This window comes from Acidaminococcus hominis, from assembly GCF_900291475.1.
GTDB classification, from domain to species: domain Bacteria; phylum Bacillota; class Negativicutes; order Acidaminococcales; family Acidaminococcaceae; genus Acidaminococcus; species Acidaminococcus hominis.
In genome coordinates this window covers 124,114-147,405 of record NZ_OLMM01000003.1, presented here as the reverse complement: position 1 = coordinate 147,405, position 23,292 = coordinate 124,114, and the positions used below count along the sequence as shown (strand labels likewise).

Sequence of the window (23,292 nt, the reverse complement as noted above, 5' to 3'; positions counted from 1 at the left end):
GTATAGTGGCACGTTTGTCAAGACCAAAATCGATGAATTTCTAAATGTATCAGGCAGCAGACATTGCAGCATTGAGCAGCAGTGCCGGGAAGTAGCGCTCTGCTGGCGGGACGTTCCCGATGGCTGAGTGGCAGCGCTGGAAGTTATACACGTTGATGTAGTTGCGGATGGCCTTGCGAGCCTCCCGGATGTTGCGGTACTGCGTGAGATAGGCTTCCTCATACTTGAATGTCCGGAACCACCGCTCAATCTTGATGTTGTCGGCCCAGCGGCTCTTGCCATCCATGCTCTGGCGGATCTTGTGTTCCTTGAGGAAAGCCTTGTACTCCTTGCTGGTGAACTGGCATCCTTGGTCGGAGTTGAGAATCTGCGGCTTTGCTATACGGAGCGCCTTCCTTACGGCGGCAATGACCATCCGGGTGTCCAGGGTATCGTCCACCTCCCAGCCAACAATGCAGCNGTACTCCTTGCTGGTGAACTGGCATCCTTGGTCGGAGTTGAGAATCTGCGGCTTTGCTATACGGAGCGCCTTCCTTACGGCGGCAATGACCATCCGGGTGTCCAGGGTATCGTCCACCTCCCAGCCAACAATGCAGCGGCTGTACCAGTCGATGATGGCTGTCAGATAAACGAAACCGTGCTCCAGGGGAATGTAGGTGATGTCGATGGACCATGCCTGGTTAGGCTGCTGAATATCCACATGCTTCAGCAGGTAGGGCATCACCTGCGCTTGTTGCTGCCGCTTGGAAAGGTTCATCTTCGGATAGATGACGTCGATGCCCATCTCGCGCATATAGCGAGCTGTCTTGCGTCGTCCGGCCTGATGCCCGAGGCGCTGCAGCTGCGAGGCCAGCTGCCTTGCGCCCCAGGCAGGATTGTCCGTGTGGAAACGATCGATGATGCGCTTGCATTCCAGCTCTTCATCTGATGGAGTGTTCTCTTTGGGGTGGTAGTATTGGCTTGTGCGGTTGACGCCGAGCAGCTTTGCTGCTTTCCGAAGGGAAAGCTCCTTGCACTCACTCCTCGAAAGGTTTTGGAGAATACTGTTTCTCGTAGTCCGGTCCAAGAATTTCCTCAGATTTTTTTTTCAACCAATCCACCTGCATGGTGAGTTGGCCAACTTTGCGGGCATAGGAGGCTTTCTCCTTCCGCTCGGTCTCGAGTTTTTGATTGAGGTTGTCCTCTCTGGAATCATCGAATATGATGCTTGCCTTGCTGAGAAACTCGTTCTTCCAGTTCCGCAAGAGGTTCGGCAGGATTTCGTTCTCAGCCGCCAGCGTGTTGAGGTCTTTCTCACCCTTGAGCAGCTCGATGACGAGATCGGATTTGAATTTCGACGTGAAATGACGGCGCGTGCGTGACATGATGATTATCTCCTTTTTCATTGATCGCCTCCAGTATACCACGAGATTCACATTAAGAAATAGTTTCGAAGTTGTCTTAATTCATAGTTCCATTATAGCCAGCCGAATCCATCCGGAAAAAGATTATCCTGAAGATATAATAATTTCTCGAGCCCCTTTTCAGCGTGACCGGGACCGTATTATCCATTCCAGAGCATTTCGAAGAATGATGCACAAGACCCAGGTGTTCAATGCCAATAAAGGGGATCATTATAGGAATCGTTTAACTCATACTTTGGAAGTCTCTCAGATTGCGAGATCCATTGGAAAATACCTGGGTTTACATGATGAACTGGTTGAAGCAATTGCGTTGGGTCATGATTTGGGGCATACGCCTTTCGGTCATATTGGTGAGAGAACCTTGGATGAGATTTTGGTAAACGGGATTCCAGGTGAAGTTCGTGCTCTTCACCAAAATTTCAAACATAATTTCCAGTCAGTACGTGTGGTGGATAAGATAGAGACGCGTTGTAATGATTATTTGGGAATCAATCTGACTTTGGCAACTCGAGAAGGTATTTTAAAACATACGAAAGTCAAAGATAAAGAAGGCAATTACTATAGATACCCAGATTTGGATTTGCAACATATCAACTTGGATGAGCCTTCTTTTACCTTGGAAGGGCAAGTCGTTGGAATCGCAGATGAAATTGCGCAGTGTACTCACGATTTGGAAGATGGGGTAAGAAGCAAAGCCATTGATTTTATGGAACTGACGCAGCAATCTCTGGTCAAAAAAGGAATGGAAGCTTATGGCGTCCAGTTGAATTCTAATTCCAAAATGCCAGACTATGATACTCGCAACTTGATTATTAAACATTTGGTCGGCTTTTTGATCAATGATGTTTGTAGAAATTCAAAGGAAAATATTGAAAAATATGTTGATAAGATGAACCTAGAAAAAGTGAACGACTATATATTTAAAGAGCAGTGTATAGATTTCTCCGATGAAATTGAACCTTTGGTTAAATCCCTAAAGTCTTGGATGAATGAGAAAATCTTATATTCTGAAGAAGTGAGTATATCTGATTCCAAGTCTGAATATCTGATTAAGCAGCTATTTAAAGCCTTTTACAAGCACCCGTTACAGCTGCCGGATTATATGCTCCTGAAATACTGCAACACCAAGGGGATTACATTTTCAAGAGTGGATATCAGTAAAAAAGTAATTGAGCTGCAACAGGATGATGTCTTCGTTAGGATGATTGCGGATCATATTGGTGGAATGACGGATCAGTTCGCTTCCAGGACGTATAAGAAGCTTTACTATCCGGATTATATTTAAAATTCTAATTGTTTGTGTTAAAACAGTTAGGTCCAGAGGATTCCCTTTATTTCTAATACTCCCTCCTCATTTATTTATCTATTTACTCAACCCAGATAGCTATCTTGTGAAAAAAGATGTGCCCAATCTCTCAGAATAATGCGCCTTTCCCCATCCACCCTAATCCTTATTGCCTTTTACTGTCACGGAACGTATAATAGAAATTATACGGTGAAGGAGTAGACCTCCGTATTCTCTGTTGTTTTGCCAGCTATTGCCAGGCAATCGGAGAAAATCGTACAATACTGCAGGCTTTGGAGGAGTAGGACTTGGAAAACAAGCAATATGACCTTTCTTTTATCATTCTCACGTGGAATTCTGAGAAGTATATTGAAGATTGCCTGCAATCGATTGATACGATTACTACCCTTCGGACCCAGATCTATGTCATCGACAATGGGTCCCGGGATCATACGCTTTCCGTATTGGAACAGATGAAAAACAAATTGGCCCATACTCGGCTTGAAATCATTCCTTTATCCAGTAACCAAGGGACGACCATCAGCCGGAATATGGGCTTAAAAAAGGCCTGCGGCAATTCGAAGTATATTTGTGTGCTGGATTCTGACACCATTGTCAATGAAGCAGCCATGGTCCAGTTGGTCAAAATCCTTGCCGCAGATCATACCATTGGGATTGTCGGACCTGTCCTGAAGGGACTGGATGGCAGCATCCAGAATTCCGGACGGGCAATCCCTACGCTTTCATTGAAACTGATGAAAGTCATGCCCTGCAAGGGCTTGCGTGAAAAGGGCGCCCAAAAGGAACAGATACCGAAGCTCCAGGCTGTGACCGATGTTGGATATCTGATGTCGGCCTGCTGGGTAATGCCTTCCAGCCTGGTGGAAAAGATTGGCCTTTTGGATGAGAATATTTTTTACGCTCCCGAAGATGTGGAATACTGCATGCGTGCCTGGCAGCATGGGTACCGGGTGTGCTATGCGAAAGATGTTTCCATCATCCATGTGTGGCAGCGGCTTTCGAGAAAGAAGCTTTTCAGCAAACACAACTGGGAGCATCTGAAGGGATTGTTTTATCTCTTCCATCGCTATCATTGTTTTTTTGATAAACCGAATTACATTCACTATAAAAGTCAAGGAGAACAGGAATGAAAGTGTTTTTTGTGAACCCGCCGTTCAAAGCAGAATATGGTAAATTTTCCCGGGAAAACCGCAGTCCGGCTCTGACCCGCAGCGGGACGCTGTATTATCCTCTGTGGCTGATCTATGCAGCTGCTGTATGCCAGAAGAATGGGTTCGATGTAGAATTCCTGGATGCTCCGGCGACTCCATTGAATAACGACCAATCCATGGATTTCATCCGCAAACATGGGGAAGGCACGAAATTATTCGTTTTTGAAACCAGCACGCCGTCCCTGTATAGTGACGTAAAATTCATTGAACAGGTGAAAAAAGAATATCCGGATTCAGTGACCCTCCTGGTAGGAACCCACCCGTCTGCTCTGCCGGAAGAAACCCTGGGGCTCAGCACCAGCATTGATGCCATCTGCCGACATGAATTCGACTATATCGTGCGCGATGTGGCCAAGAGCATTCGGGATGGCAAAGATTACAAAGCTGTCCTGGGTCTGACTTATCGGGATGCTGATGGGAAAATCAAATCCAATCCAGATATGCCCTATATTGAGGATTTGGATGAAATCCCCTTTGCTTCCCGTTTCATTAAAGAATATCTGAACTATAAGGATTATTTCTTCGGGGCTTCCTATTACCCTGAAATCCAGATCTTTACCGGCAGGGGGTGCATGGCACACTGTAACTTCTGTGTGTATCCACAAACTCTGCATGGTCACAAATATCGTCTGCGCTCTCCGCAAAATGTGGTTGATGAATTCCAGTATATCGCCGACAACTTCCCTGATGTGAAAGAAATCGTTATTGAAGATGATACGTTTACCGGTAACATCCAGCGGGTACGGGATATCTGCCAGCTCTTGATTGATAAGGGCCTTTCCAAACGGATGACCTGGCTCTGCAATGCCCGGGTAAACCTGGATTATGACACCATGGTTATCATGAAAAAGGCCGGCTGCCGTCTGATCATCCCCGGTATTGAAAGCGGGAGCAACCAAATCCTTAAGAATATCAAAAAAGGGACCAATCTGGATTTGATCCGCAAATACATCAAGAACGCCAAAAAAGCGGGACTACTGGTCCATGCCTGCTATATGGTAGGGAATCAGGGCGAGACCAAAGAAACCATGCAGGAAACCCTAAAATTAGCCTTTGAATTGAATACAGATACCATGCAGTTCTATCCGCTGCTGCCGTTCCCGGGGACCGAAGCCTATGCCTGGGCCAAGAAGAATGGCTATATCAACGGGAAATACGATGAATACGTGAAAGAAGACGGGACCATCAACTGTGTGCTGAATCTTCCCGGTATCAGTGGGGAAGAGATGGTTAAATTCTGCGATGATGCCCGTAAAAAATACTACCTGCGGCCTCAATATATCATGCATCGGCTGTGGATGGGATTGAAGGATCCCCGGGATTTGAAACGGTCGTTGAAAGCATTTTTGAAAATCAAGAAGTTTTTGTTTAAATAAAATGGATGAGATGAAGAAGTTACCGAAAGTCACCATAGCGATGGCTGTCTATAAACCGAATTTGGATTTTTTTCGGCAGCAGCTGGAGTCCATCAATAAGCAGGATTATGGGAACGTAAGCCTGCTCATTTGGAATGACAGTTCCCAAGATTTCCAATGTGAAGAGATTGTTTCTCAATACATCACCAAAATTCCCTATAGAATTTTGGATAATGGGCACAACAATGGGGTAACCCAGGCTTTTGCCCATTTGACAGAAGCAGCTGAGGGAAAATACATTGCTTACTGCGACCAGGATGATATCTGGCTGAAAAACAAAATTTCGACTACGGTCGCCTTTATGGAAGACCACCCGGAATGTTCCTGCTGTCATTGTGAATGTCAGTTGATTGATGAGCATAATGACGTTGTAAAAAATAAGATTTATCCAGCAGCATTAGATATAATTAATGATATTACCTACCAAAAGAAATCTTTCTTTGTGAAATCCTGGGGTATTGGTTGTGCGATGCTAATGCCTTGTAATATTGCAAAAGCAGCACTCCCATTTCCTAACATGGTATTTCATGATCAATGGCTAGAGATGTTTGCCTTAACAAGTGGAAAGTTTTATTACATCCCTGATTTACTGTTAAAACATCGTGTTCATAGTACTAATAACAGCCAAACGTTACATGGTGTAAAAACAAAAGAAGATTATTATAAATTGAAGTTAAAAAAAGAAGAAAAACTTTTTTCTTTTTTGCAATCACGATTATCATATTGGCAAGAGTATAAAAAAGAAGAGCAATGGATTAAAGCTAGAATTAAATTTGCTGAAGAACCGAGCCTTCGTACTTTTTTTGAGTTGTTATCTTGGGTATATATTCGACCTGGCGTAACTTTGTTTGAGTTAATAATGCCATTTATACCAGATGCAATTTTTATTAACGTTTTAAAATTAATAAGAGAAGAAGTACGTAAATTTGGTATTAGATGAAAGTTATTGCTTGCTTTATATGTCTTTTGGCATTGGAATGTCAGTGTAATGTTAAGGGGATTTTATGAAAAAACTAGAAGATAGAGTACTTGTATTACTTTCAACATACAATGGCAGCAAATATTTATGTGATCTTTTAGATAGTGTCTTTCATCAAACTGATGTTGAAATCTTTTGTTTAGTTCGAGATGATGGATCAACCGATAATACAAAAAAAATACTAAAAGAATACTCGCGAAGATATAAAAACATATCGATAATAGAAGGAAAAAATATTGGTGTAATGGCTAGCTTTAATGAGCTAATTAGTAATCCTTTAACAAAGCAATTTAAATGGTTGGCTTTTTGTGATCAAGACGATGTCTGGTTACCTGAGAAGCTGAACGTTGCATTAAAAAGGTTAAATGCTTTATCTAATCAAGAATGTCCATTATTATATTGTAGCAATACGATTTTAGTTGATGAGCATTTAAAAAAAATTGGAATGTTTTATTATAAACCCTTTGAATTTAACAAGCATACGGCTATTGTTCGAAACATTGCTACTGGATGTACTGAAGTATTCAATCAAGCTGCTGCTGAAGCTTATAGAACAGGAATTGGGAGATTTAATGAATTACATGATTACTGGATGTACTTAGTCTGTATTTTTATGGGCAATGTGATTTATGATTTTAATTCTCATATTTTGTATCGACAACATAATGGTAATGTAGTGGGAATGAAACCGCATAAAAACGTAAAACAAGCTATTAAAAACCTTTTTTCTCATGAACGCGGAAATCGCGTTCGAACTCTGAAAAATTTTAGCGAGATTTATCATAGTAAGCTTTCCGCAAAGGATCTATCGCTGATATCTTCATTGATTAATTATAATTATTCGTTGTATAGGCGTTTATCTATCGTGTTTAATCCTAAATTACATGGAATTACATTCTCTGAAACAATTGGGTTTAAAATTAGGGCTTTACTAGGTCGATTGTACTAATCATATATAGAATTTCTAGATGATACAGAAATACTGTATGGTATATAAGTCTTATTTTAATGAGAATCTGTAAAATTAGATCCTTTTAAATTTCTGGGATTCTTATTGATGGAATTAATCTTTATAATCATACTCAGACTTTATGATTGATTACAAAGGGGCATATATGAATAAACGTATACTTTATATAATGAACGTTGATTGGGATTGGATTAAACAGCGGCCTCAATTTTTAGCAGAGGAATTAAGTAAAGAATTTAGTGTTGATGTTGTCCAACCTATTAATTATAGGCGGCATAATTTAGTTAAAGATCACAATAGAAAATTAAAACTGCATTATTGGTTTCAACTTCCGTTTGGAAGATTTAGCATTATTCGTAAAATAAACAAAGTGTTAATGTGGGTTTATTTTAAATTCTTCATTGATATAAAACAATATGAAGTAGTTTGGCTAACAACGCCAATTTATTATCCTGCAATTCAATCGTTAATTTCTTTGAATCAGAAAGTAATCTATGATTGTATGGATGATAATGCTGTTTTCCCAGGACTTCCTAGTGCATTGGAATTTTGTACTAGCGAAAAACAGCTAGTTAGCAGGGCAGATCATCTATTTTTTAGCTCAAATTATTTAATGGACGTCATATTAAAACGTTATCAAATTTGCGATATAGAAAAGGCCACAATAGTTAATAACGCATTAATTCCTGGTATGGTAGCATGCGAAGAACCAAAAGAGGAAAACATAAAATCAATGGATCATACTATCCATATTACCTATATTGGGACTATCGCAAGTTGGTTAGATTTTAAACTTTTAGAAAAGAGTTTAAATAAGTTTCCCAATATACAATTTGAACTATATGGACCTATTGAGAAGGGAGTTGAGTATAACCATTCACGAGTAGTTTGTCATGGTCCCATTCCGCATAATGATGTTATTAAGGTTATGCAAGAAAGCGATGCGCTTATTATGCCTTTTCAATTAATTCCTCTCGTGATGTCAGTAAATCCGGTAAAATTATATGAGTATATTTCTAGTATGAAGCCAATAATTTGTGTTTCATATAAAGAAACACAAGCATTTGAAAAATTTGTATATTCATATCATAATGATGATGAATGTTTGGCTCTTATTAACGATTTAGTTAACGGAAAGCTAAAATTTAAGAGTACAAGAGAAGAAGTCAATAAATTTTTAACCGAAAACACTTGGGATACGCGGGGAAAAGAAGTACGAAATATTTTATTAGCTTTGTAAGCCGCTTAATATGAAAGGTTATAATATGAATAAATTATTAACTATATCAATTGCTGCCTATAATGTTGAGAACACCATTGAAGAATGCTTGAATTCTTTCTTACCATGTCAACATTTTGATTTGCTTGAGCTTTTGGTGATTAATGATGGATCTCATGATCGGACTGCAGAAATTGTAGGAGAATTTGAAAAAAAATATCCGGAAAACATCAAACTGGTAAATAAAAAAAATGGAGGACATGGATCAACTTTAAATAAATCATTAGAATTAGCATCAGGAAAATTTTATAAAGTTATTGATGGTGATGACTGGGTGAATGCAAAAGAGTTAGATAAACTTATAGATTGTTTATTGACTACTCAAGCAGATTTAATTATTAATGATTATGTTGAAGTGTATCCTGATCATACACGACTTGTGTCCCATCGTAGTTTGTACCAAAACGATTTTGTATATTCATTTGATACGATTTTTCCAGATGGTAATTTTAATGGAAATCTATTTGCAATGCATGCAACTACGATATTGACACAACGGTTAAGAGATGTAGATATGAAAATTCAGGAACATTGTTTTTATGCAGATACTGAATTTATGTATTATGTTGGTCTGGCAGCTAGAACAGTACAATTTAATGTTAGCTGCGCATATCAATATCGATTAGGGGTGGCTGGGCAAAGCGTTAGTGCTGAAGGTATTTATAAGCATATTGAGGACCTTCTGAAAATTGAATATCGTTTAATTCAATTATACAACAATGATATATTGCAAATTCATAGTAGAGTAAAAAAACATTATCTTTTTGCAATTATTGATACTAGGTATCTATTAATTTTCGATTATTTTATTCGTATTATTCAGCAAGACAGCAAAGATTACCTTTTTATTGATTTTTTACGAAAAGTACAGACAGAGTATCCAGAAATTACACGTAGGTTTTATTTGCCTTTAAAATATCGTCTAGTAAAAGTATACCCGTCAGTTTTTATAAAGAGAATGAGATTCTTAGAACATACGCAAATATTTATGTTATTGCGTAGAGTAAAAAATAAATTTTGCTAAAGCATAGATGATAAATATATTTTATAGAAACATATAGGTTCATACTTCAAGTGAACATTATACTCTATTCAATGTTGGAGTGATGTGCATGGTAAAATCAAAATTAGAGATGAGAAATATATATATAATTGAATGCTTTATGCTAGGCTTAGCTACATTTTTGTTACCATTTCATATTGGGCATAGATTTTTAGCTGTTCCTTTTATTGGTACAATGGGGTCAAAGCTATCTATATATCCAATATTGTTGGGTATATGCTTATTTATATATCAAATTTTTAAGCAAAGAAGATTAGCTGTTCCAAAGATGTGTATATTGTTTTTCATATTGTTTCTGTTATGGAAGCTAATTGCATTATTGCATGGACTTATAATTTTCCCTAGGTGGCAGGAGATTTCTGCGGATCAATTTTCTAAACTTAAATCTTTAATTATAATTTTAAAAGGAAGGGGATTTTATATAGATGAAATATTAATAGGGCGTATTTGGTGGTCTATTAAACTTGTACTGAAGCATTTATTGGAATACGGGTTAACTTATGGATGCGTTCTATGGGTAATCTCATTATTTTATCAAGAGCGCAAGACACCATTTCGCTTCTTTTGTTTGGGGATTTTAAGTAGTTCAATTATTTGCTCGTTGTATTCTATAATTGAATTTGTTTATTTATTTGGGAATTTTGATGCAATGAGAATATTGACGTTAATAAATCCATTTATTTATGATGTCGGAATTAATCATGGATGGTGGCCACCTTTATTATGGGGGAACCGTGTTAGATCAGTTTTTGCAGAACCTGCTTATATGGCTCTTTTCTTGACAGTATCAATTCCTATTCTGTATTTTCAAATTCAAAAATCAACACATAATAACTGGATATGGAAAATATTACTTGCTATTCAAATATTTATGATGTGGGGAACAAACAGTAAGACAGCTATGGGAATTATGATAGCAGAAGGATTCGCTGCCTTTCTTTTTCTCATTCTACGGAGAAAAAAATTTCAAACAAAACAAGTTTCTTATCCTGTTATTGCGTTATTACTTTTATGTATAGTTGGGATGGGATTAAATCATATTTTTCAACATCGCTACGCTATTGATTATGAATTGTTATCTATAGGTTCAGATGATAGCATAGCTATTAAAGTAACTAATAAAAGTATGACTTATTGGGATGAACGAAAACAATTAGCCCTTACTGGAGCTTGGTTTACAGATGATTGGCAAGGAGAATCTGGGAGAACTGAGGTATTGTTGGGAAAAAGTTTGCGCCCAGGACAAAGCTGTCAAGTCCAAATGAAACTTCCCGAACCTATCAGTAAAATGGTTTATCCCAATATTGTTATTGAACTTGTAACAATAGATTCTTCAGGAAAGAAGACAAGGCTCGGAGGGGAAGGCGCAGGGAAATTTACATTAAAATGGGATGAGGACCATTGGTTAGATAAAGGGGAATCAAAGCCTAAGGATAACAAGATGACAGCACTAAGTTCAAAATCAGAAGGCAGTAATCAACAACGCTATGGCCTAATGCATGTCGAAACTTTAATGGGTTTAGATCATTGGTTGTTTGGTGTAGGCGGACAGGAATTGAAACAAGCTTATTTTTCTTTTTATGTTCCAGATTGGCTACTCAAAAATGATGAAGTAAAATTATGGATGAAATTCCAAAAGGAAAAAGGCTTTTTAAATTCCGGTTTTCCCATCATCAGCGATTATACCCACCAATTTGCCAGTTATGGACTTCCAGGATTTCTTCTATACTTGATGCCATCTTTCTACGGCCTTTATCTTTTGATTATGAAGCGTAAAATATGGTTGCAGGCAAAATCTATTGAATATTTACGGATTGCAGCTCTCAGCATCAGTTATTTTGGATTGATGGTGTCGTTCATTGGTGGTAATTCGACTCAGCTTTATATCTATTGGCTGTTGCTGGGTGTCCTGCTTGGGTATCTTGGTACAATCAATGAAGAATTGCCTAAAGAAAAGATAAGCTAAAACAAGACCTCGGATTATGTCCGAGGTCTCTTTATTTTGGCTTTTATCTTGTTCAGTGCAAAAAATAGCATGGGGTCATGTCTTATCAATAATGCCAATGTATAAAGCAGGATGCCAGCAGGAACAATGAGGATAGTATGCATGAACGAGGGAGAAAGTAATTTGTCCAGAAAATGAAGAGTGACAAACATCGATAGGCCGGCAATCAGATAATTTTTTGTTTGCAGAAGAATTTGAGACAATGGGAAAATATCCCGGACAATATAAAATTGAGCAAGAGTAACGACCATTTCTGCTATCAGGGATGCTACTGCTGCTCCAATCGCCCCATAGCGTGGAATCATCAATGCGTTTAAGGTAAAGTTCGTTGCGGATCCACAGACCACGGATAGTGTCAGTTTATTTTGCTGCCCGGTGGGAACCAGATATTGGATACCTGTCACATTGCTGAGTCCGATGGCAATGACCAGGCCACTGAGAATCTGCATCAGGGGAATGACTTTTTCGTAGCCGGGGCCGAAAAACCAGGGAACGAAGTTGCTGCTGACCGCAATGAAACCAAAGAACATGGGGAGTGTCAGAAACCATACAAATCGATAGGAACGCATCATATTGGTCTTGATGGTCTCGTACTCTTTGTGGGCGTAGGCATAGGCAATGCGGGGCAGCATGACGGTACCCAGGGAGGTAACTACGGTCAGGGACATTTTAACCACTTTTTCCGCCTGTTCATAGTATCCATTTTCCAGGGGAGAGCCCGTAATAACCCCAATCATGGTCTTATCCAGGACCGTATAAATCTGGATAGCAATCTGGGGAAGGAACATCTGCAGGATAGTAGTAAAGTTTCGGAAGGGATGGATTTCCCGGCGGGGAACATGGACCAGGTATTTGGGCAGGTAAAGCCAGATGGAGAGACCGGAAACGATGTTCATCAGCCCTAAAAGGGCCACATACTTATTCAAATCGGAGGGTTGATGGATCAGTGCGAAAATCAGGATGATGCTGGCTAGTTTGATAATGAAATTTCTAAAAACGATTTTACCGAATTCTTCCAGCCCCTGGAAAAACCAGGAAATATCAAAAAGGACAGCAATGATGTTCAGCGCCTGGTACCAGTAAATGAGATGATCTCCGGAAAAATGGGAGACAACAAAATAATAGGTAATCAGGCTGATTCCTACCAGCAGGAAACGGATCAGGTTGACTTCATAGAACGTCCGGCTTTGCAAATGCGGACTATCCTGGTGATAGGCGATTTCCCGCTGGGCGTAATCGGCTACCCCCAGAGAGGCCAGCAGGATGAAGTAGGAGACAATGGAATAGGTATAACTGTAGGTCCCGATGCCGGCTGGTTCCAGAACACGGGATAGATAGGGGGTGGTAATGAATGGGGTGATCAATAGCAGCAACTGATAGCTGACATTGTAGATGTAATTCTTTGAAACGCTTTTGGACATAGGAAACTCCTGAAGAAATGGTTGATTATCAATGACACTCTACTATATATATCATATTCACACCTGACGGACAAGCCTGTGATATGATATAATCAAAATAATATGCGATGAGTGCGGGAGGATTCGATTGATGGTTGATTATCTGATTGTAGGGAGCGGTTTGTTCGGAGCAGTATTTGCTCATGAAATGAAAAAAGCTGGAAAGAACTGCCTGGTCCTGGAGCGGCGTGACCATGTAGGTGGCAATGTTTACTGTGAAGAAAAAGAAGGAATTCGGATCCATAAATATGGTGCTCATATTTTCCATACGTCGGATAAAAAAGTGTGGGAGTATGTGAACCAGTTTGTGGAATTCAATAACTATATCAATTCACCGGTAGCCAATTATAAAGGAGAACTGTACAATCTTCCTTTCAATATGAATACCTTTACTAAGATGTGGGGCGTAGTGACACCCAAACAGGCGGCCGAGAAGATTGCTCAGCAGAGGAAAGAAGCGGGGATTACCGAACCGAAGAATCTGGAAGAACAGGCGATTTCTCTGATTGGGACGGATATCTATACGAAACTGATCAAGGGATATACGGAAAAGCAGTGGGGACGGAGCTGCACGGAATTGCCGGCTTTCATTATCAAACGGCTGCCGGTGCGCTATACCTTTGATAATAACTATTTCAATGACCGGTACCAGGGCATTCCCATTGGCGGCTATAATGTACTGATCAATGTCCTGCTGGACGGCATTGAAGTACGGACAAATGTTGATTACAATAAAACCCGGAAAGAATATGAGGGTGTGGCTAAAACCGTCGTTTACACAGGACCCATTGATGAATATTTTGGGTATCAGCTGGGACGGCTGGAATACCGTGGGCTTCGGTTTGAAACGGAACGACTGGAAGAAGAAAACCATCAGGGTGTGGCTGTGATGAACTACACGGATCGGGAAACGCCTTATACCCGGAGTATCGAACACAAGCATTTTGAATTCGGGACCCAGCCGGTTACCTATGTGACCAAAGAATATCCGGCCGATTGGAAACCGGGCGAAGAAGCGTATTATCCGGTAAATAATGAACGGAATCAAAAACTGTATGCGCAGTATGCAGAACTGGCCACGAAAGAGAAAAATGTGATCTTTGGCGGGCGGTTGGCAGAATATAAATATTATGATATGGATGATGTGATTGCCAGCGCTTTGAAAAAAGTAAGAGAAACAATAAACCACTAATGAAATTAAAATAGCCATGCAATCCCTTATGGTCTTGCATGGCTTTCTCTGGTATAATCAAGTGTTAGAAGTTTTGTAAGGAGTGATGTTCTTGAAAGGTATCATCTTAGCCGGGGGCTCCGGCACCCGTCTGTATCCGCTGACCATGGTTACGTCGAAGCAGCTGCTTCCCATTTATGATAAACCCATGATTTTCTATCCCCTGACTACGCTGATGCTGGCCGGGATCCGGGATATCCTGATCATTTCCACCCCCAAGGATCTGCCCAATTTTGAACGGCTGCTGGGGGATGGGAGCCGGTATGGGGTGCATTTGAGCTACAAGGTGCAACCTTCTCCGGATGGCCTGGCCCAGGCGTTTATTTTGGGTGAGAAGTTCATTGACGGGGACCGGTGTGCCATGATCCTGGGGGACAACATCTTCTACGGAGCCGGGCTGACGAAGCATTTGAAGGAAGCGGCGGCCAATGAGACGGGGGCCACGGTGTTCGGATATTATGTGGATGATCCGGAACGGTTCGGGGTCATCGAGTTTGACAAAGATGGCAAGGCCATTTCCATCGAGGAAAAGCCCCAGCAGCCCAAGAGCAATTACGCCGTGACGGGGCTGTATTTCTACGATGCCCGGGTGTGCGAGTATGCCAAAAAGGTAAAGCCGTCCGCCAGAGGCGAACTGGAAATCACGGACCTGAACAAGATGTATCTGGAAGACGGAAATTTAAAGGTGGTAACCCTGGGCAGGGGCTACGCCTGGCTGGATACCGGGACCATCAACAGCCTGTCCGAAGCGTCGGAATTCGTAAAAGCAGTGGAAACCAGAGCCGGAATCCAGATCGCGGCGCCGGAAGAAGTGGCCTTCGCAAACAATTGGATAGATAAGGAAACTTTGGCTGCCAGTGCGAAGCAATATGGAAAAAGCCCTTATGGGCAATATCTGCAAAAAGTTGTCGATGGCAAGATTTTACGTGAATCGTAATAAGGGGAAAATAGCATGAATATCATTGTTACAGGTGGCGCTGGGTTTATAGGATCCAACTTCATCTTCCATATGTTGAAAGCTCATCCTGAAGATAGAATCATTTGTCTTGATAAATTAACGTACGCAGGAAACCTTTCTACGCTCGAACCTATCATGGATAACCCTCATTTCCGCTTCGTAAAGATGGATATTTGCGATCGTGATGCCGTTTATGGTCTGTTCGAAGAGGAGCACCCCGACATCGTGGTCAACTTTGCGGCGGAATCCCATGTGGACCGGTCCATTTTGAACCCGGAGATTTTTCTGGAGACAAATATCATTGGGACTTCTGTATTGATGGACGCTTGCCGGAAGTATGGCATCAAACGGTATCATCAGGTTTCTACGGATGAGGTGTATGGGGACCTGCCTTTGGATCGGCCGGACCTGTTCTTTACGGAGACCACGCCCATCCATACGTCCAGCCCTTACAGCAGCTCCAAGGCCGGGGCGGATCTGCTTGTCTTGGCGTACCACCGGACCTACGGGCTGCCGGTGACCATCAGCCGGTGCAGCAACAACTATGGACCGTACCATTTCCCGGAGAAACTGATTCCCCTGATGATCATCAATGCCCTGCATGACAAGCCTCTGCCGGTGTATGGGGATGGGCTGAATGTGCGGGACTGGTTGTATGTGGAGGACCATTGCCGGGCCATTGATCTGATTTTGCAAAAGGGCCGGGTAGGGGAAGTCTACAACGTGGGCGGCCACAACGAAATGCGGAACATCGACATCGTAAAGCTGATTTGCCAGGAACTGGGCAAGCCGGAAAGCCTGATCACCTATGTGAAGGACCGGAAAGGCCACGACAGACGGTACGCCATCGACCCCACAAAGATCCACAACGAACTGGGCTGGCTGCCGGAAACAAAGTTCAAGGATGGGATCAAGAAGACAATCAAGTGGTATCTGGAGAACCAGGATTGGTGGGAGAATATCGTGAATGGGGAGTATCAGAAGTACTACGAGAAGATGTATGGGGGAAGGTAATCGTTCATCGTGGATCGTGAGTCGTTTATCGTTATGAACGAAACCCCAAGGAGGCTAAACCACATGAAAATCCTGGTAACGGGTGTCAATGGCCAGCTGGGCCATGATGTGATGCTGGAATTACAGAAACGGGGATATGAGGCCGTGGGGTGCGGGTCCTCGCCAGAGTATCGGGGCATGGCTGACGCTGTGGCAAAGCTGCCCTATGTGTCGCTGGATATTACTGATGATGCTGCAGTGGATAGGGTGCTGCAGGAGATCAAGCCGGACTGTGTGTGCCACTGTGCGGCCTGGACGGCCGTGGATGCTGCCGAGGAACCGGAGAACAAGGATAAGGTCTTTGCCGTGAATATGGACGGGACACGGAATCTGGCCCGGGCTTGCCAGGCTTTGGATGCCAAGTTCATGTATATCTCTACGGACTATGTGTTCAACGGCCAGGGAACCGAGCCCTGGAAGGCAGACAGCCAGGAGTTCGCACCGCTGAACGTATACGGCAAGAGCAAGCTGTACGGGGAACTGGCGGTGAAGGAGCTGCTGACGAAGTATTTCATCATCCGCATTGCGTGGGTGTTCGGGCTGAACGGCAACAACTTTGTGAAGACCATGCTGAAAGTGGGGAAGGACCACGATACCCTGCGGGTGGTCAACGACCAGATCGGTACGCCCACCTACACGGCGGATCTGGCCCGGCTGCTGGTGGATATGCTGGAGACGGAAAAATACGGAACGTACCATGCTACCAACGAGGGCGGGTACATTTCCTGGTATGATTTTGCCAGGGAGATTTTCCGCCAGGCCGGGTATTCTACGAAAGTGATCCCAGTGACTACGGAAGAGTATGGCCTGAGTAAAGCCAGGCGGCCCTTCAACTCCCGGCTGGATAAGAGCAAGCTGGGGGAGAAGGGGTTTGCTGCGTTGCCCGATTGGAAAGATGCTCTGAAGAGATATTTGGCGGCGGTGCTGTAAGGGATGGTGTAGGAGGTACTATCATCATGCAAATCAAAGTGACGAAAAACGTGGGAGGCATTGACGGCCTCTGTATCATTGAACCGGCTGTGCATGGGGATGCACGGGGATATTTTATGGAAACGTATAACAGAAAGGACATGGAGGAAGCCGGGTTCCACATTGATTTTGTCCAGGACAACCAGAGCATGTCCACCAAAGGGGTGCTGCGGGGGCTGCACTTCCAGAAGCATTTCCCCCAGTGCAAGCTGGTGCGGGCTGTACGGGGATCCGTGTTCGACGTGGCCGTGGACCTGCGGGCCGATTCCAAGACCTACGGCAAATGGTACGGCGTGGAACTGACGGCGGAAAACAAGAAGCAGTTCCTGATCCCGGAAGGGTTCGCCCATGGGTTCCTGGTGCTCAGCGATGAGGCGGAATTCTGCTATAAGGTGAATGATTACTGGCATCCCAATGACGAAGGCGGTATGGCCTGGAATGATCCGGAAATCGGGATTGAATGGCCGCAATTGGTCGGGGAATACAAAGGCAGCGCCAGCGGCGAAGGGTACCACCTGGAAGATGGTACGCCGCTGAACCTGAGCGACAAGGACCAGAAGTGGCTGGGGATCAAGGATACGTTTAAGTTTTGAGAAGCTGGGGAGGCCCCCTGGGCGACCTGGGTTCGGATGTCCCTGACGGGCCATCCCTACGCAGGGAACGGATTGTACGGCTAGGTACCGACCAATCTGATCACTAGCCACTAATCACTAACTATGTTATAATAAGTAAAACGGTGCTGTCTGGTGACGGTCAGCCCCGAAGAGTTATCTTAAAAGATTAACCGCACGTTGGCTGAGGGGCGGTTAATCTTTTTTTATGAGGATTACAAGGATGATCAACAACAAAAGTGTTACGTTGAATTCGTCCATGGGCCTCACCCCATTCCTGGGGTGTTAAGGCCGGACTATAATTGACCCAAAGGGCCGGAAAAAAATGACCCACCTCATACCAAAATGGATTACCATAATAAGTGAGCAAACTTGTTAGGGGGTAGTCCAAAATGATAGGAAGTGGGCTTATTATGATAATACGCGATAGTGCAAGAAAAGGCAAGAGCGCATATGCTATCGGTAAAGAGCAGAATATTTCCAAGAACACGGCCAAGAAGTATATGCAAGTAGGTACTCTGCCGGAGCCACCTCATAAGCGCGGTTCCATTCTGGATCCCTTTAAGCCGCAGGTCAACCAGATGATGCACGATGGCATATTCAACTGCGTCGTCATCCTGGAGACCTTGCAACAGATGGGTTACACCGGTGGGAAGACCATCATCAAGGATTATGTCCACGTTTTTCGTCCGCCAAAGGCCATCCCGGCTGTGCCACGGTATGAAACCAGACCTGGAAAGCAGGCCCAGATGGATTGGGGAATCTGCCAGTATTTGGGCACAGATGGCGAATTCCACAAAGTTCCAGCTTTCGTCATGACTCTGGGATACTCTCGGACCCGATACGTGGAATTCACAAAACGTTGTGACCTCAAAAGCCTGGAACGCTGCATCCTGAACGCTTTTGAATATTTTGGCGGAGTCCCTGATGTCGTGCTGACAGATAACATGAAGACAGTTGTCCTGAAGCACGAGGCCGGGAAGACTATCTTCCTTCCCGCTTTCGAAAGCTTCTGTGCCGATATGGGCTTCAAGCCTTCCACCTGCAAGGTACGTCGGCCCCAGACAAAAGGGAAGGTAGAACGTTCTGTCCGCTATCTCAAAGAAAACTTCCTGCCCGGAAGACGTTTCACCGATCTGTACGACCTGAACCGCCAGGCTCTTCAATGGTGCCAGCATGTGAACGGCAAAAAGCATGGGACTACAGGGAAAATCCCTCTGCAGGAATTGACTGCAGAGCATCTGAACCCTCTCCCGCCCCAGGAGCTGCGCAACCGTTACCGCTGGGAAGACAGGCGGATTTCCAAGGATGGATTCGTCAGCTTCGACGGCCATCTCTATGGTGTGGATTGGCACTACAGCGGCAGAGAAGCCCAGGTCCGGCTGTACCAGAACCATGTGCAGGTATACGTAGATAACCTTCCTGTAGCAGATATACCGCTCTCTGAAGTAAAGGGATATTATGTTCCGCAACAGGCGCAATACAGCGGATTGGAGGCCAAGGAGGGCATTGCTTACCCTCGAACGGCAGGAATCCAGATGAAAGAAGATGTGGTAAAGCGTCCTCTGGCCCTTTACGACAGGCTGATGGAGGTGGTATCCAATGCTTGAAGTGGAGCATGCCAGGAAGCTCCTGGCTGAATTCAATATGCCGGAGGCAGCCTGCCAGCTGGATGCTCTTCTGGAAACGGCCACTGCAAAAGACTCGACTTTTATTTCGTTTCTCGACCAGCTCCTGAGCTTTCAGCAGAAGGAACGAACTGAGAAAGCCATCCGGAAAAGGATGAAAGCTGCACGGATCCCGACCGTGAAGACACTGGAGGAATTCGATTTTTCGTTCCAGCCCAGCCTGAATCCGAAACAGCTCCAGGAACTGCGTACACTTGCTTTTGTGGAACGAGGTGAAAATCTGATCCTGCTGGGACCGCCGGGAGTCGGCAAGACGCATCTGGCCACCGCGTTTGCGGTAGAAGCCCTGCACCACGGCAAAACCGCATACTTCATTACGCTAGCCCATCTTATTGAAGATCTGGAAAAACGACGGGAAAAAGGACTGCTGTCCAGGCGCTGCAAATTTTACGCCCGGCCAGATATCCTGGTGATAGATGAAGTTGGCTATATGCAGCTGAGCCGGCAGCAGGCAGAATTGCTGTTCCAGATTGTCTGCGCCCGCTATGAGCGGGGTACTATAATTATGACCAGCAACAAGTATTTCAGTGACTGGGGTGAACTCATGAGCGATTCAGTGATTGCGACTGCTATCCTGGACCGATTGCTGTACCATGCTCATGTGATAAATATTAGAGGTGAGAGCTACCGCTTGAAAGATCGTCTGCGTGTAGGCTTGAATCCGGCCGTCCCCCAGCCCGGCCTTGGGAAAACCGGCTTTAAGGACTTCCGGCCCTAAGGCAGAAGAAACATTGAATTTACCGTTTTATTGGGTCACTTTTAACCGGCCAAATGGGTCAAATTGAACCCGGCCTTGACANCGGCCGTCCCCCAGCCCGGCCTTGGGAAAACCGGCTTTAAGGACTTCCGGCCCTAAGGCAGAAGAAACATTGAATTTACCGTTTTATTGGGTCACTTTTAACCGGCCAAATGGGTCAAATTGAACCCGGCCTTGACATGGTGAACCGAAAACAGATTCCCTTGGGGTATTATGACAAGTTGGAAGATGCCATTGATGCTCGGAAAGTCGGGGAAGAGAAGTATTTTCGGTCTAAACAGGAAAAGGTAGATGCTATCAAGAGAGGAACGTCCAAGTGACGGGCCTCTTTTTTTTTTTCAAACTCAATAACAAACCTTAGCCGGTATGGGAGCCATAGTAGCTTCTCATACCGGCTTTTTATATGCCAGAAAAAAATTTTAAAGTTTTTTGGAAACCGTCAGAAAATCCACTCTCCCAAGGCTAAAGAGTGGAAGGGGAAAACGATACTAACCCTCAGAAAGGAGGAAAAGCCATGAAGCAAAGAGTTAGCATCAGCGTTTCTGCGGCAAAGGGTGGTGGGCATATCGCTGCCGTACGGTCTGTGTCCGTGCGGGAACGGATTCTGCGGTTCCTGCTGGGTGGGAAGGAAAAAGTAACCATCATCGTGCCAGGCGACTCCGTAGAGGAACTGGCCATCAGGGAAATTAACGAAGGAGGAAACTAAGGTGACGAAGGACAATCTTGAAAATCTGGCGAACGAAATGGCCAATTGCACAAAGACCCTGCTGCGGATTGTAGAAGCTCTGGAAAACGAGATGAACAATAGCACAGCAGAACCGGAAAAGGTGATTCCAGAGCGGAAGGCCCTTTCTTTTGAAGAAGTCAGGAAAGCGGCGGCTGACAAGTCCCGCCAGGGATTCACAGCAGAAGTGAAAGCCCTTATTGAAAAATATGGGGCGGAAAAACTCTCCAGCGTAAAGCCGGAAGACTATGAAGCCTTTATGAAGGAACTGGAGGAGATCAGCCATGCCGGATAAGCAACATGCGGTTCTTTCCGCCTCGTCCAGCTACCGCTGGCTGGCCTGCCCGCCTTCCGCGTTGGAGTGTGCGAAGCGGCCGGATACCACAAGCGACTTTGCCCGGGAGGGTACGGATGCTCATACTCTCTGCGAATACAAGGTGAAGGAAGCCCTGGGCAGGAAGGCCCAGAACCCTACGGGGACCCTCGACTATTACAGCGAGGAAATGGCTGAATGCACGGACGACTATGCCCAATTCGTCATGGAGCGGCTTGCGGAAGCAAAGAAAGAGTGCAAGGATCCCATCGTCCTTGTAGAACAGCGGTTGGACTTCTCGAAATGGGTGCCGGATGGGTTCGGTACAGGAGACTGTGTCATTGTGGCGGATGATACCCTGACCGTCATCGACTACAAGCACGGACTTGGTGTGGAAGTCAGCGCAGAGAAAAATCCCCAGATGATGTGTTATGCCCTGGGGGCACTGGACCTCTTCGACGGGATTTACGATATCCAAAGGGTCTCCATGACCATCTTCCAGCCAAGACGGGACAATGTCAGTACCTACGAAATGACTAAAGGCGACTTGCTCCAATGGGCGGAGAAAGTCCTCAAACCCACGGCTGCTCTGGCGGCTAAAGGCGAAGGGGAGTACAAAGCCGGTGAGCACTGCCGGTTCTGCAAGATCAGGGCCACCTGCCGGAAACGGGCAGAGTATAACCTGGAACTTGCCAGGTATGACTTCGCCATGCCGTCCACTCTCTGTGACGCAGAAGTAGAAGCAGTGCTGGAAAAGGCCGATGACCTTGTAGCCTGGGTGGGTGACATTAAGGACTATGCCCTGCAGCAGGCTCTATCCGGCAAGGCATGGACTGGCTGGAAACTGGTGGAAGGGCGCTCCAATCGCCGTTATGTAGATGACGATGCGGTGGCCGCCAAAGTGGAGGAAGCCGGATACTCTCCCTACGAAAAGAAACTCATGGGCATCACAGCCCTGACCCACCTTCTGGGGAAACGGAGGTTTGATGAACTTCTGTCCGGCCTCATCGAAAAGCCCCAAGGCAAACCGGTCCTGGTACCGGAATCGGACAAACGCCCGGCTATGCATACCGCGGCAGAAGATTTTAGCAGTGAAAATTAAGGAGGAACGAACAATGAAACATTATGTAAACCCTTGCAAAGTCATTACCGGAGCAAATACCCGCTGGTCCTACGCCAACGTCTGGGAACCCAAATCCATCAACGGAGGAACCCCCAAGTACAGCGTGAGTCTCATCATCCCCAAGTCTGATACGAAGACCGTGGAAAAGGTGAAAGCGGCAATCCAGGCTGCCTACGAGGAAGGACAGGGCAAGCTCAAAGGAAACGGCCGCATTGTGCCGAAGCTGGAAACCATCAAGAACCCGCTCCGTGACGGAGATCTGGAACGGCCTGGGGATGATACCTACAAGGACAGCTACTTCATTAATGCCAATTCTGCCACAAAGCCCGGCATCGTAGATTCTTCCTGCCAGCAGATTCTGGAACGGTCTGAAGTGTACAGCGGGGTCTATGGAAGAGCCTCCATCAACTTCTACGCCTTCAACTCCAACGGCAACAAGGGCATTGCCTGCGGCCTGAACAACCTGCAGAAGATTCGTGACGGGGAGCCTCTGGGCGGAAAACCCCGGGCAGAAGACGACTTTGCTACGGCAGACGATGATGATTTCCTGGACTAAGGAGGAACAATAATGGAAAATGTTTTGAAATTGATTCTGGATTGTCTGTACTGTCTGGTTGCCCTGTGTGTTGGCGGCTTCTTTGTGGCCATGATCTACACGGATATCAAAAAGGACCAGCGGGATGAAATTGCGGCCCGGAACCGGGAGAAACGGGAAGCAGAATATCATCGCAAACAAATGGAATCCTTTCGGAAATAAGACTTGGTAAATGGTGG

At 44.5% G+C, this 23,292-nt stretch carries 24 protein-coding genes; 21 read left to right on the top strand and 3 right to left on the bottom strand.

Annotated features, from left to right (window positions below):
• Positions 1-49: 49 nt before the first annotated feature.
• Together C7E10_RS12165 and C7E10_RS12160 are read right to left on the bottom strand one after the other, a co-directional pair.
• Positions 50-1,066, bottom strand: a complete 1,017-nt coding sequence (locus C7E10_RS12165) for an IS3 family transposase (protein WP_200820170.1) — start codon at positions 1,064-1,066, stop codon at positions 50-52.
• A complete protein-coding gene (locus C7E10_RS12160) occupies positions 1,017-1,385 on the bottom strand; it encodes a transposase (protein WP_105325519.1) in 369 nt (122 codons plus the stop codon). The genes C7E10_RS12165 and C7E10_RS12160 overlap by 50 nt, the downstream gene beginning before the upstream one ends.
• Here C7E10_RS12160 and dgt point away from each other — a divergent pair.
• The 8 genes from dgt to C7E10_RS02815 all read left to right on the top strand — a co-directional run bounded on the left by dgt (position 1,363) and on the right by C7E10_RS02815 (position 11,592).
• Positions 1,363-2,688, top strand: coding sequence for a dGTP triphosphohydrolase (gene dgt, locus C7E10_RS02850; protein ID WP_105325864.1), 1,326 nt, complete (start codon positions 1,363-1,365; stop codon positions 2,686-2,688). The genes C7E10_RS12160 and dgt overlap by 23 nt on opposite strands.
• A gap of 308 nt (positions 2,689-2,996) precedes the next feature.
• Entirely contained in the window at positions 2,997-3,839 is an 843-nt protein-coding gene (locus C7E10_RS02845; RefSeq protein ID WP_105325863.1) for a glycosyltransferase family 2 protein, read from the top strand.
• On the top strand, positions 3,836-5,296 hold the full coding sequence (locus tag C7E10_RS02840) for a B12-binding domain-containing radical SAM protein (protein WP_105325862.1): 1,461 nt from the start codon (positions 3,836-3,838) through the stop codon (positions 5,294-5,296). Before C7E10_RS02845 ends, C7E10_RS02840 begins: the two co-directional genes overlap by 4 nt.
• A 10-nt stretch (positions 5,297-5,306) precedes the next feature.
• Positions 5,307-6,275 carry a glycosyltransferase gene (locus C7E10_RS02835; protein WP_160101798.1) on the top strand — a complete coding sequence of 323 codons (969 nt, stop codon included), beginning with the start codon at positions 5,307-5,309 and terminating at the stop codon, positions 6,273-6,275.
• A 64-nt stretch (positions 6,276-6,339) separates the two neighbouring features.
• A complete protein-coding gene (locus C7E10_RS02830; protein ID WP_105325860.1) occupies positions 6,340-7,263 on the top strand; it encodes a glycosyltransferase in 924 nt (307 codons plus the stop codon).
• 166 nt (positions 7,264-7,429) lie between these two features.
• Positions 7,430-8,524 (top strand): glycosyltransferase family protein, encoded by a 1,095-nt coding sequence (locus C7E10_RS02825; RefSeq protein WP_105325859.1) that lies wholly within the window; start codon positions 7,430-7,432, stop codon positions 8,522-8,524.
• A gap of 25 nt (positions 8,525-8,549) precedes the next feature.
• On the top strand, positions 8,550-9,587 hold the full coding sequence (locus tag C7E10_RS02820) for a glycosyltransferase family 2 protein (protein ID WP_160101795.1): 1,038 nt from the start codon (positions 8,550-8,552) through the stop codon (positions 9,585-9,587).
• A gap of 88 nt (positions 9,588-9,675) precedes the next feature.
• Positions 9,676-11,592: an O-antigen ligase family protein gene (locus C7E10_RS02815; protein WP_105325857.1), complete on the top strand. Its 1,917-nt coding sequence runs from the start codon at positions 9,676-9,678 to the stop codon at positions 11,590-11,592.
• Between the two features lie 14 nt (positions 11,593-11,606).
• Here C7E10_RS02815 and C7E10_RS02810 read toward each other — a convergent pair whose 3' ends face one another.
• Positions 11,607-13,052 (bottom strand): flippase, encoded by a 1,446-nt coding sequence (locus C7E10_RS02810; protein ID WP_105325856.1) that lies wholly within the window; start codon positions 13,050-13,052, stop codon positions 11,607-11,609.
• A gap of 130 nt (positions 13,053-13,182) precedes the next feature.
• Here C7E10_RS02810 and glf point away from each other — a divergent pair, with 130 nt between their 5' ends.
• The 13 genes from glf (at position 13,183) to C7E10_RS02750 (ending at position 23,275) form a co-directional block, all read left to right on the top strand.
• On the top strand, positions 13,183-14,283 hold the full coding sequence (gene glf / locus C7E10_RS02805; protein ID WP_105325855.1) for a UDP-galactopyranose mutase: 1,101 nt from the start codon (positions 13,183-13,185) through the stop codon (positions 14,281-14,283).
• A gap of 91 nt (positions 14,284-14,374) precedes the next feature.
• Positions 14,375-15,259, top strand: a complete 885-nt coding sequence (gene rfbA / locus C7E10_RS02800) for a glucose-1-phosphate thymidylyltransferase RfbA (protein ID WP_105325854.1) — start codon at positions 14,375-14,377, stop codon at positions 15,257-15,259.
• Between the two features lie 15 nt (positions 15,260-15,274).
• A complete protein-coding gene (gene rfbB, locus C7E10_RS02795; RefSeq protein WP_105325853.1) occupies positions 15,275-16,294 on the top strand; it encodes a dTDP-glucose 4,6-dehydratase in 1,020 nt (339 codons plus the stop codon).
• A gap of 63 nt (positions 16,295-16,357) precedes the next feature.
• Positions 16,358-17,263, top strand: coding sequence for a dTDP-4-dehydrorhamnose reductase (rfbD, locus tag C7E10_RS02790; RefSeq protein ID WP_105325852.1), 906 nt, complete (start codon positions 16,358-16,360; stop codon positions 17,261-17,263).
• Positions 17,264-17,286: 23 nt separating this feature from the next.
• Complete coding sequence (gene rfbC / locus C7E10_RS02785; protein ID WP_105325974.1) at positions 17,287-17,895, top strand: dTDP-4-dehydrorhamnose 3,5-epimerase; 609 nt, start codon at positions 17,287-17,289, stop codon at positions 17,893-17,895.
• Between the two features lie 431 nt (positions 17,896-18,326).
• A complete protein-coding gene (gene istA, locus C7E10_RS02780) occupies positions 18,327-19,523 on the top strand; it encodes an IS21 family transposase (protein ID WP_200820187.1) in 1,197 nt (398 codons plus the stop codon).
• A complete protein-coding gene (gene istB, locus C7E10_RS02775; RefSeq protein WP_105325850.1) occupies positions 19,516-20,319 on the top strand; it encodes an IS21-like element helper ATPase IstB in 804 nt (267 codons plus the stop codon). Before istA ends, istB begins: the two co-directional genes overlap by 8 nt.
• A 191-nt stretch (positions 20,320-20,510) precedes the next feature.
• Positions 20,511-20,678 (top strand): hypothetical protein, encoded by a 168-nt coding sequence (locus tag C7E10_RS12005; protein WP_160101792.1) that lies wholly within the window; start codon positions 20,511-20,513, stop codon positions 20,676-20,678.
• 194 nt (positions 20,679-20,872) lie between these two features.
• On the top strand, positions 20,873-21,064 hold the full coding sequence (locus C7E10_RS02770) for a hypothetical protein (protein ID WP_105325849.1): 192 nt from the start codon (positions 20,873-20,875) through the stop codon (positions 21,062-21,064).
• Between the two features lies 1 nt (position 21,065).
• The gene (locus C7E10_RS02765; protein ID WP_105325848.1) at positions 21,066-21,377 is read left to right on the top strand and encodes an rRNA biogenesis protein rrp5; all 312 of its coding nucleotides are present in this window, start codon (positions 21,066-21,068) and stop codon (positions 21,375-21,377) included.
• Positions 21,367-22,497: a DUF2800 domain-containing protein gene (locus C7E10_RS02760; protein WP_105325847.1), complete on the top strand. Its 1,131-nt coding sequence runs from the start codon at positions 21,367-21,369 to the stop codon at positions 22,495-22,497. Before C7E10_RS02765 ends, C7E10_RS02760 begins: the two co-directional genes overlap by 11 nt.
• Before the next feature lie 13 nt (positions 22,498-22,510).
• Positions 22,511-23,074, top strand: coding sequence for a DUF2815 family protein (locus tag C7E10_RS02755; protein WP_105325846.1), 564 nt, complete (start codon positions 22,511-22,513; stop codon positions 23,072-23,074).
• Positions 23,075-23,086: 12 nt separating this feature from the next.
• Positions 23,087-23,275, top strand: a complete 189-nt coding sequence (locus tag C7E10_RS02750) for a hypothetical protein (protein ID WP_105325845.1) — start codon at positions 23,087-23,089, stop codon at positions 23,273-23,275.
• Positions 23,276-23,292 lie beyond the last annotated feature (17 nt).

Coding starts and splice junctions, on each gene's coding strand:
- C7E10_RS02835 (WP_160101798.1), top strand. CDS start 5,307: ATGAAGAAGTTACCGAAAGTCACCATAGCGATGGCTGTCTATAAACCG.
- C7E10_RS02810 (WP_105325856.1), bottom strand. CDS start 13,052: ATGTCCAAAAGCGTTTCAAAGAATTACATCTACAATGTCAGCTATCAG.
- rfbB (WP_105325853.1), top strand. CDS start 15,275: ATGAATATCATTGTTACAGGTGGCGCTGGGTTTATAGGATCCAACTTC.
- C7E10_RS02770 (WP_105325849.1), top strand. CDS start 20,873: ATGAAGCAAAGAGTTAGCATCAGCGTTTCTGCGGCAAAGGGTGGTGGG.
- C7E10_RS02815 (WP_105325857.1), top strand. CDS start 9,676: ATGGTAAAATCAAAATTAGAGATGAGAAATATATATATAATTGAATGC.
- C7E10_RS02840 (WP_105325862.1), top strand. CDS start 3,836: ATGAAAGTGTTTTTTGTGAACCCGCCGTTCAAAGCAGAATATGGTAAA.
- C7E10_RS02830 (WP_105325860.1), top strand. CDS start 6,340: ATGAAAAAACTAGAAGATAGAGTACTTGTATTACTTTCAACATACAAT.
- dgt (WP_105325864.1), top strand. CDS start 1,363: ATGATGATTATCTCCTTTTTCATTGATCGCCTCCAGTATACCACGAGA.
- C7E10_RS12160 (WP_105325519.1), bottom strand. CDS start 1,385: ATGAAAAAGGAGATAATCATCATGTCACGCACGCGCCGTCATTTCACG.
- C7E10_RS02820 (WP_160101795.1), top strand. CDS start 8,550: ATGAATAAATTATTAACTATATCAATTGCTGCCTATAATGTTGAGAAC.
- C7E10_RS12005 (WP_160101792.1), top strand. CDS start 20,511: ATGGGTCAAATTGAACCCGGCCTTGACATGGTGAACCGAAAACAGATT.
- glf (WP_105325855.1), top strand. CDS start 13,183: ATGGTTGATTATCTGATTGTAGGGAGCGGTTTGTTCGGAGCAGTATTT.
- istA (WP_200820187.1), top strand. CDS start 18,327: ATGATAATACGCGATAGTGCAAGAAAAGGCAAGAGCGCATATGCTATC.
- rfbD (WP_105325852.1), top strand. CDS start 16,358: ATGAAAATCCTGGTAACGGGTGTCAATGGCCAGCTGGGCCATGATGTG.
- C7E10_RS02755 (WP_105325846.1), top strand. CDS start 22,511: ATGAAACATTATGTAAACCCTTGCAAAGTCATTACCGGAGCAAATACC.
- C7E10_RS02760 (WP_105325847.1), top strand. CDS start 21,367: ATGCCGGATAAGCAACATGCGGTTCTTTCCGCCTCGTCCAGCTACCGC.
- C7E10_RS02750 (WP_105325845.1), top strand. CDS start 23,087: ATGGAAAATGTTTTGAAATTGATTCTGGATTGTCTGTACTGTCTGGTT.
- C7E10_RS02825 (WP_105325859.1), top strand. CDS start 7,430: ATGAATAAACGTATACTTTATATAATGAACGTTGATTGGGATTGGATT.
- istB (WP_105325850.1), top strand. CDS start 19,516: ATGCTTGAAGTGGAGCATGCCAGGAAGCTCCTGGCTGAATTCAATATG.